The following is a 7,759-nucleotide window of genomic DNA, read 5'->3' on the forward strand; positions in this document are numbered from 1 at the left end:
ATTTAACCCCCCGGATATCCGGGGGGTTTTTATTTGTTTAAATGTTTCTTGCGGCAAATTGTTACAATATACAATATGAAACATACTCTTCCCAATGAAGGCATGCGCCGTTTGTTAAACGGTTACCGGGATTTTTTTAACGGCAACCCGGCCCGCAAAGGCTTTTGCGCCATTCACGCCGAGCAGGTTGCCACCAAACAAAACCCGCATTCCATGATTATCAGTTGTTTTGACAGCCGCGTCTGCCCCGAGGCTATTTTTAATACGCACGACGGGCACGTCTGCATTCACCGCAATATGCTAAACCAAGTGTGCGAGCGGGACGAATCCATGATTGCTTCCCTGCGTTTTGCGCTGGACGCGCTGAAAGTGCAAAATATTGTTATTTTAGGCCATAGCGATTGCAACGCCGTGCAAAAACTGCGCCACTTGGAGGAGCTTACCCCCCAAATCCGCTCTTGGTTGGAACGCAGCCATACTTCCTACCGTGGCAACACGGTGGATGAGGCCGTAAAAAACAATGTGTTGGATCAGCTGGCCCATTTGCGCCAAATCCCGTTTGTGGCGCAGGCCGTGCAAGAGGGGAAAGTAAATTTGGAGGGGTTGTTCTTTCGTATTCATGACGGCGGGCTGGAACGCTTTGACCCGGCGCAAAACGTTTGGTATACGGTAGAAACGGAGGAAGAAAATGCCTGAGGATTTTTCCGCTTTTTATGAGGCCGTCACGCGTATTGCGGGCGGGGAAGAGAATATCGCTTCCTTGGGGGCGTGTATGACGCGCCTGCGCTTTACGCTTAAAAAACAAGACGGGTTGGATTTGCAATCCTTTAAACAAGTGCCGGGCGTGTTGGGGTATGTGCAGGCGCAGGGGCAGCATCAGTTGGTGGTGGGGGCTTCTAAGGCGGGGAAAATACTGCAATATTTTCAAAGCCGCCATGCCTTTGCCCCGCTTGGGGAAGAAAATAAACGGGAGCTGTCCGCCGGGGAAGTAAAAGCCGCCGTGCGTCAAAAATACGCCAGCCGCATCGGCCGCGTGTGCGCGCGGATTGGCAATATATTCGTGCCGTTGATACCGGCCTACATCGGCTGCGGTCTTCTGTTGGGGATTGGCAATATTTTGGCCGAAACCGTATTAAAAGAAAGCCCCAATGCCGTGGGTTTGATGCAGGTGCTGGGCAACGGAATCTTTTTTTATTTAAACGCCATTGTGGGTTATAACGCCGCGCGCGAGTTTGGCGGCACGCCTTCTTTGGGGGCGGCGCTGGCGGGGGTATTAAATATCCCTTCTTTGGCGGGCATTACGCTTTTTGGCATGCAGCTAATACCCGGCAAAGGCGGCGTGATTGCCGTGCTGGTGGTTTGCTGGGCGGCTTCATACGTGGAAAAATTTTTCCGCTCCCGCATAAAAGGCAGTATGGAGTTGTTTATCACCCCTACGCTTACCATTTTATTGGTGGGGGTGGTGTCTTTGGCGCTCATACAGCCGGCGGCCGGGTGGTTTTCGGATAAACTGGCTTTGTGGACGCAGCAAGCGTTAAAAAACGGCGGCTGGTTTACGGGAGCATTGCTCGGCGGGGGGTTTTTGCCGCTGGTTATGTTGGGGGTGCATCAAAGTTTGGTTCCCTTGCACCAGCAGCTGGTGGATACGCTGGGCAATAACCCCTTGTTTCCCGTTTTGTGTATGGCGGGCGCGGGGCAGGTGGGGGCCGGGTTAGCCGTATTGTTAAAAACCCGCAACGAACGCTTAAAAACCGTGGCCAAAAACGCACTGCCCGTAGGACTTTTGGGAATAGGAGAGCCGCTTATTTATGGGGTTACTCTTCCTTTGTTTAAGCCTTTTTTGGCGGCGTGCATTGGCGCGTCCGCGGGCGGGGCCGTAACGGCGGCTTTGCATGTAACGGCGGCTATTCCGTTTGGCGTGTCCGGGGTGGTGATGTTTTTGGCTTTATCTAACCTGCACAGCGTGGTTTTTTACGGGGTGGGTTTTATTACAGCCGTTGCGTGCGGGTTTTGTGCCGCTTGGAAGCTGGGATTTGAAGACCCGCAAGAATAACTTTTTACTTTGCCAGTTTGTTTGCCGGGCCCGTTTTAAAACGGGCCCGGTCTTTTTATAAACTTTCGCTAATTTTTTGGCGTACGCTTAGAGGAAAACACGTGCCTAAAATCCGCTTTTCCCTGAATGTTTTCCTGGCGGCAAAAAGCGTTTATTTCTTCCTGCAGTTTGCGCCAGTAGGATATATCTTCCTGTTCATAAATGGAATTGTATAAGTCTAATAAATGGGCAAAGTGCCGGGCGATAAACTGCATGACTCTCTTTTGATAAGCGGGGCGTATGTTTAAGGCGTCAAAGTGGTAGCGGTCCGTATACGGGCGGGTAAGGCGGATGATTTCTTTCCAGTCCGTTATCTGTGGGAATATGGGCGCGATTACCACCGCCGTGGAAAGACCGTTTTCCTTTAATGTTTTCAGCGCGTTTATTTTTTCTTCCACCGTGGCGGCGCCGGGTTCGGCCAGCTGGCGGAAGCTGTCTTTAGAAGAAGAAAAGGAGAAAGCCCCCTCAAAGGAGGGAAGTTGTTTAAACAGGTCTATGTCGCGCACAATGAGCGGGGATTTGGTAAGCACCTGTACATGCGCTTGGCAGAACACCAGTTGTTCCATTAATTTGCGGGTGATGCGGAACTGTTTTTCATACGGGTTATAGGCGTCTGTAACGGAGCTGAGCATTACATACGTATGAAACAGCATATACGGCCTTAACGGAACCGGGCAGCGGCGGACGTCTAAAAATTCTCCCCAGGGTTCCGGATGGGCGGTAAATTTTTTCATGTATTCCGCATAGCAATAAATGCATTTATGCGGACAGCCTACATAGGGGTTAATGCTGTAATCCACCCCCGGCAGCTTGGATTTAGACAGATATGTTTTAATATTTACTTCACCCACTATCATATTCAGCCAGTATACTATATTGCCCCGGCTTCTAAAATAATTACTTTATATAGTTTGTGTATCAAAATAGTTTTTATTATAATGAATTTTTGAGGGGCTGTTTAGGAGGGCCTATGCATACGTCTTTAATTGTATTACTGGTGCTGGCTTTTGCGGCTTTTATTGTGTGGAAAAATTTGGACAGGCGCACTCCCGCGCAAAAACAGGCTGAGTTTGACCGTCTGCAGACATTGGCGCAGGAGGGCCAGGAAGACGCCCAGTATAAACTGCTTATGCTTTATTACGATGAGAAAGACACTCAATTTCACCCCCTGGCTTTTAAATGGGCGCTGGTTGTAGCACAAAAAGGGGAGGACCCGGGCGTCATGCTTCAGGTAGGGGAAATGTACGAAAACGGGGAAGGCACTTTCAAGAGCTTACAGGACGCGCTTACTTGGTATGAAAGGGCTTTATCGGCGGATACGGCTTTGGGGGCACAATCCCCCTTGTCTAAAGACGGGCATTTATACTTGGAACAGCGCATCTTTTCTTTAAGGCAGCAGTTAACACCATCTAACAAATAATTAAAACCCCGGGCGTTTCTCCCCGGGGTTTTTCATTAAAACAAAAAGGCGGCCGGTTATAGAGGCCGTTTTTGGGTTACACAATTTGGTTTTGGGGAGTTTTATCCTCCCACTTTAAAATATTTTCAAAAACAATTTGCGCCCGCTGGGCCAGCGCTTCCTGCGTGTAAAAACCGATATGCGGGGTAAGCATCGTATTAGGGGTGTTCAGCAAGGGGTATGCGGGGGGGAGCGGCGGTTCTTGGTCAAATACGTCTATGCCGGCCCCGGCCAGCCGTCTGTTTTGCAGGGCCAGCCGCAGGGCGTTTTGGTCCACCAGCGGGCCGCGGGCGGTGTTAATGAGCAGGGCGGAAGGCTTCATAAGGGCCAGTTCCTTTTCCCCAATTAAATTTTTTGTTTCAGGGGTCAGCGGTACGTGTAGAGATAGTATATCCGCCTCTTGCAGCAGCTGGTTAAGCGGCATATACGTTACGCCTTGGCGAATCAGCCGGGGGCGCGGCGTGCGGCTGCATGCAATCACCCGGCACCCAAAGGCTTTTGCCAGTTGGGCCGTATGACCGCCGATGGCGCCTGTTCCCACAATGGCAAATGTTTTTCCGTAAAGTTCCCGGCCCAATAGGCCGCTTTTGTCTTGCCCGGCCCGAACGGCCCGGTCCGCCTTTGCGCCATGGCGCAGCAGCGCCAGCGCTAAGGAAATAGCCAGCTCCGCCGCCGCGTGGGTGGAATACCCCGCCGCGTTGCATACGCTGATGCCGCGCGATTGGGCGTAAGACGTATCCACATGGTCTACCCCGGTAAACGCCACGCTGATTAATTTTAATTGCGGGCAGGCTTGCAAAACTTCTTTTTTTAAAGGCTGGTTGGCTATGACCAGCACGTCCGCTTCCTGCGCGCGGGATATTTGCTCCCGCGCGGTTTGCGATCGGGTGGAATAAAAAGTAATTTGATGCCCGCGCTTTTTTAGCGGCAAGGTGATATTTTCTAAATTTTCGGGTGTTACGCCCAAGGGTTCCAAGACGACGATTTTCATGCGGTTATTGATAATATTTCCTTAACGTTTTTTGGATATTGTTTTGGTTGTTTTTAATGCGTATGGCGCTAAAGAACACCGCGCCCGACACATTGGGATATTGTTTTAATGCCGCCAGTTGTTTGTCCAGCTCCGTTAAATCTTTCCATTCCGTGCCGTGTTTATAAGCGGCAATGCCGATATAGAGTTTCACGTTCGGGTTGCGTTTTACCTCTTGGCTCCACCATTTTAAAAGCACGCCGTACGGTGCCGCCCGGTGCCCAAAATGCCAATATAACTGCGGGACGATGTAGTCTATCCAGCCTTGTTCTATCCACAGGCGGGAATCGGCATACAAGCCGTCATCATAGGCGGAAAAAGCCCGCGTGGGGGAACCGGTAGGGTCTTTGCTTTTGTTGCGCCACACGCCAAAAGGGCTTATGCCGATGGGCATCTCCGGTTTGACGGCTTTAATGCTTTGGTGCAGGTCCCGCACAAAAGCGTTTACATTTTCTCTCCGCCAAGCCGCCAAGCTTTTGCCTTGGCCGGTTTGTTTGTATTGGGTTGAGTCGGGAAACGGGACATTTTTGCCTTTTTGCTTGACGGGGTAAGGATAAAAATAATCGTCTAAGTGGATGCCGTCCAAATCATAATTCTGGGCGGCTTGGGTGATGACGGCTATGGCGTGTTTTCTAACGGCGGCAATGGCGGGATTATAGTATTTTTTGCCGCCGTATGTAATAATCCATTCCGGGTGTTTTTTGGCCGGGTGGTTGGCCGATAAGACGGCTTTGGGGTTATTTTGTACGCGGAAAGGGTTGAACCAAGCGTGTATGGCAAGTCCGCGTTTATGCGCTTCTTCCACCATAAACGCCAGCGGGTCATATTTCGGGTTGGGGGCTTGGCCTTGTTTGCCGGTCAGGTAATAGCTCCAGGGTTCCAAATCGGAAGGCCAAAAGGTATCGGCTGTGGGGCGCACTTGCACCATAACGGTGTTAAAATTCAGCTTTTTTATAAGGTCCAGCATGTCGGTAAATTCTTTGCGCTGCTGTTGGGCGGAAAGGCCGGGCTTGGAGGGCCAATCCGTATTTTCCACGCTGGCTATCCACACGCCGCGCATTTCTTTGGGAAGGGGCATTGCCTTATAGCGGGTTTGTTCCTCTTCCAATACGGAAGGAGTCAAACCCGCGGCGCTTTTTGTCTGTTTGCGTGATTGCAAAGACCGGGGCTGTGTGGCCGTTAGTTGTATTTGGTCCGTTAACGGGGCGCTTTGGCGGGCGGAAGGCACCGCGCAGGCGCATAATAAAAAACAGGATATCAATAAAAGGAAATAGTTTTTCATATATGTAGTTTATCAATTTGTAAGCATGCAAATAAATATGCCTCTCTGCCGCGTGGGGAGCATGGAGCATAAAAAGCCCCGCTTGGGGCGGGGCGTAAACATCATAACACGCGTTTTAAATCACCGGTTGGCTTTAGTTCCCCCAATAGGGTTTTTGCGGCGGCGTTTAATGTTTGCGGGGTGGGGCCGTATAAAGCCAAAGCGGTTTTGGCTTGCGGATAAAACGCGAAATCATACGGGCTTAACAGAGAGATAAAAACGGCGTTGGGGTACTGTTGCAATAATTTTTGCAAAATAAATTGTTGGGTTGGGTCCGGCCTGCCGTACTTTTGGTAAGAGCCTAAAATAAGCGTTTGGCTGTTTTTGGCGCAGCGCTGGGCTGTTTTTAAATCTTTTTTAGACGGGGACAACGGCAAATACACGCTGCGTGTTTCATGCCCCGCTTGGCGGAAGGGAATTTTTAAAGACGCCAGCATATACTGCAGGCTGGGTTCCGTAAACAGCACAAAACAAACGGGGCCTTTGGGCAGGGGGGTAATTTCTCCCTTTACCAAACTGACGCCTTGCCGGGCGGCTTCTTGTTCGGTTTCATCAAAATCAATGCGTTCTATTTTTACTTTTTTATCCAATAGCCCGGTTTTTTTCTTTAAATCCAAAATGCGCGCGGCGCTTTTACGCATTTGCCCGGCGGAAAGAGTGCCGCCGTATTGCTGTTTGATGTAAGGAATGACTTCCTGCGGCAGGGTCTTGCCGATAAGCGTCATGTCCGCCCCGGCGGCGTAAGCTTCGGCCGCGGCTTGGGCTATGCCGTTTTTGCGTTTGGCTCCTTCCATATCCAGGCTGTCCGTGGCGATAACGCCTTTAAAACCCATTTTGTTTCTTAATAAATCCGTTAATATTTTATGGGAGAATGTGGCCGGAAGTTCTTTATCCAGTGCCGGGTAAATAACGTGGGAAGACATAATCCCCCAAATACCGGCGTCTATGGCGGCCTGGAAAGGGGCTAGGTGTTTTTCCAATTCCTTAGCGGGCAAATCCATTACGGCGGAGGAAAGGTGCGTGTCGTCTTTCGTGTCCCCATGGCCGGGAAAATGTTTGGCAAAAGCGGCCACTTTATTTTTTTGAAGCCCTTTTACCGCTTGGCGGGCCATTTTTTGTACGTTTTGGCTCTGCGCCCCAAAAGAACGGGTACCGATAATCGGGTTTTTGGGGTTGGTGTTTACGTCTAAATCCGGGCCAAAGTTAATTTGCCCGTCCAAAGAGCGTATTTCCTGCGCGGCGGCGGCAAAAACCCGGCGCGTCGTTTTAGGCTTCTTGGCGGCCCCCAAAAGCATGTTGGAAGGAAGGCGTTTCATCCCCAAAAACAAGGGGGAAATGACGGAGCCCGATTCATAATCAAACGCTATTAAAAGCGGTATTTTGTGGCGGGATTGTTTTTCCCAACGGCGCAAATCCTGTATGGTTTGTACGGTTAAGGCGCGTTTTTGGGCGGGGGGCTGGGTTCCCTCTAACCCGCCTTTAATAAGCACGGTGCCAATTAGGCCGTTTTTAACGGCTTTTTCATAGCGGGCCTGGTCTCCCGCGTCTATACGTACGGTTAAGGTTTGTCCTATTATTTCGTCTTCGGTTAATTCATTAAGGGTAAGCGGCGCCGCGTTGCAAAGGCATGCGGTAAAAAGAAGTAAAAAGGTAATGTGTTTCATATTTCTCCCGGGAATAGTTTCCTGCCTTTTATTATGGAAAGTTTTATACGGTCAGTCAAGGCGCGGTTAAAAGTTTTTTAACCGCGCCTTGACTTGTTTTTTTTTTTTGATACAGTGGGTTTTAACATGCTCCCGTACCCCTGTATGATGAATGAAGCAAAAAGAGATAGAAGGGGCATTTGGGAGAAAGAAG

General features: G+C 50.2%; 7 protein-coding genes. 3 read left to right on the plus strand and 4 right to left on the minus strand.

Features of this window, described 5'->3' with window-relative positions:
- The first annotated feature begins 75 nt into the window (after nt 1-75).
- On the plus strand, nt 76-696 hold the full coding sequence (locus ACQY33_RS03870; protein WP_428074117.1) for a carbonic anhydrase: 621 nt from the start codon (nt 76-78) through the stop codon (nt 694-696).
- Nucleotides 689-2,053 carry a PTS transporter subunit EIIC gene (locus tag ACQY33_RS03875; RefSeq protein WP_428074119.1) on the plus strand — a complete coding sequence of 455 codons (1,365 nt, stop codon included), beginning with the start codon at nt 689-691 and terminating at the stop codon, nt 2,051-2,053. Before ACQY33_RS03870 ends, ACQY33_RS03875 begins: the two co-directional genes overlap by 8 nt.
- A gap of 68 nt (nt 2,054-2,121) precedes the next feature.
- On the opposite strand, the gene ACQY33_RS03880 is transcribed toward ACQY33_RS03875, so the two are convergent.
- On the minus strand, nt 2,122-2,949 hold the full coding sequence (locus ACQY33_RS03880) for a radical SAM protein (protein ID WP_428074121.1): 828 nt from the start codon (nt 2,947-2,949) through the stop codon (nt 2,122-2,124).
- Nucleotides 2,950-3,062: 113 nt separating this feature from the next.
- Here ACQY33_RS03880 and ACQY33_RS03885 point away from each other — a divergent pair, with 113 nt between their 5' ends.
- Nucleotides 3,063-3,512, plus strand: a complete 450-nt coding sequence (locus tag ACQY33_RS03885; RefSeq protein WP_428074123.1) for a hypothetical protein — start codon at nt 3,063-3,065, stop codon at nt 3,510-3,512.
- A 76-nt stretch (nt 3,513-3,588) separates the two neighbouring features.
- On the opposite strand, the gene ACQY33_RS03890 is transcribed toward ACQY33_RS03885, so the two are convergent.
- The 3 genes from ACQY33_RS03890 to ACQY33_RS03900 all read right to left on the minus strand — a co-directional run bounded on the left by ACQY33_RS03890 (nt 3,589) and on the right by ACQY33_RS03900 (nt 7,566).
- Complete coding sequence (locus ACQY33_RS03890) at nt 3,589-4,542, minus strand: NAD(P)-dependent oxidoreductase (RefSeq protein ID WP_428074125.1); 954 nt, start codon at nt 4,540-4,542, stop codon at nt 3,589-3,591.
- A gap of 4 nt (nt 4,543-4,546) precedes the next feature.
- The gene (locus ACQY33_RS03895) at nt 4,547-5,863 is read right to left on the minus strand and encodes a glycoside hydrolase family 10 protein (protein ID WP_428074127.1); all 1,317 of its coding nucleotides are present in this window, start codon (nt 5,861-5,863) and stop codon (nt 4,547-4,549) included.
- A gap of 101 nt (nt 5,864-5,964) precedes the next feature.
- Complete coding sequence (locus tag ACQY33_RS03900; protein ID WP_428074129.1) at nt 5,965-7,566, minus strand: glycoside hydrolase family 3 protein; 1,602 nt, start codon at nt 7,564-7,566, stop codon at nt 5,965-5,967.
- Nucleotides 7,567-7,759: the final 193 nt, after the last annotated feature.

Source organism: Candidatus Avelusimicrobium aviculae (assembly GCF_949292495.1).
Taxonomy (GTDB): domain Bacteria; phylum Elusimicrobiota; class Elusimicrobia; order Elusimicrobiales; family Elusimicrobiaceae; genus Avelusimicrobium; species Avelusimicrobium aviculae.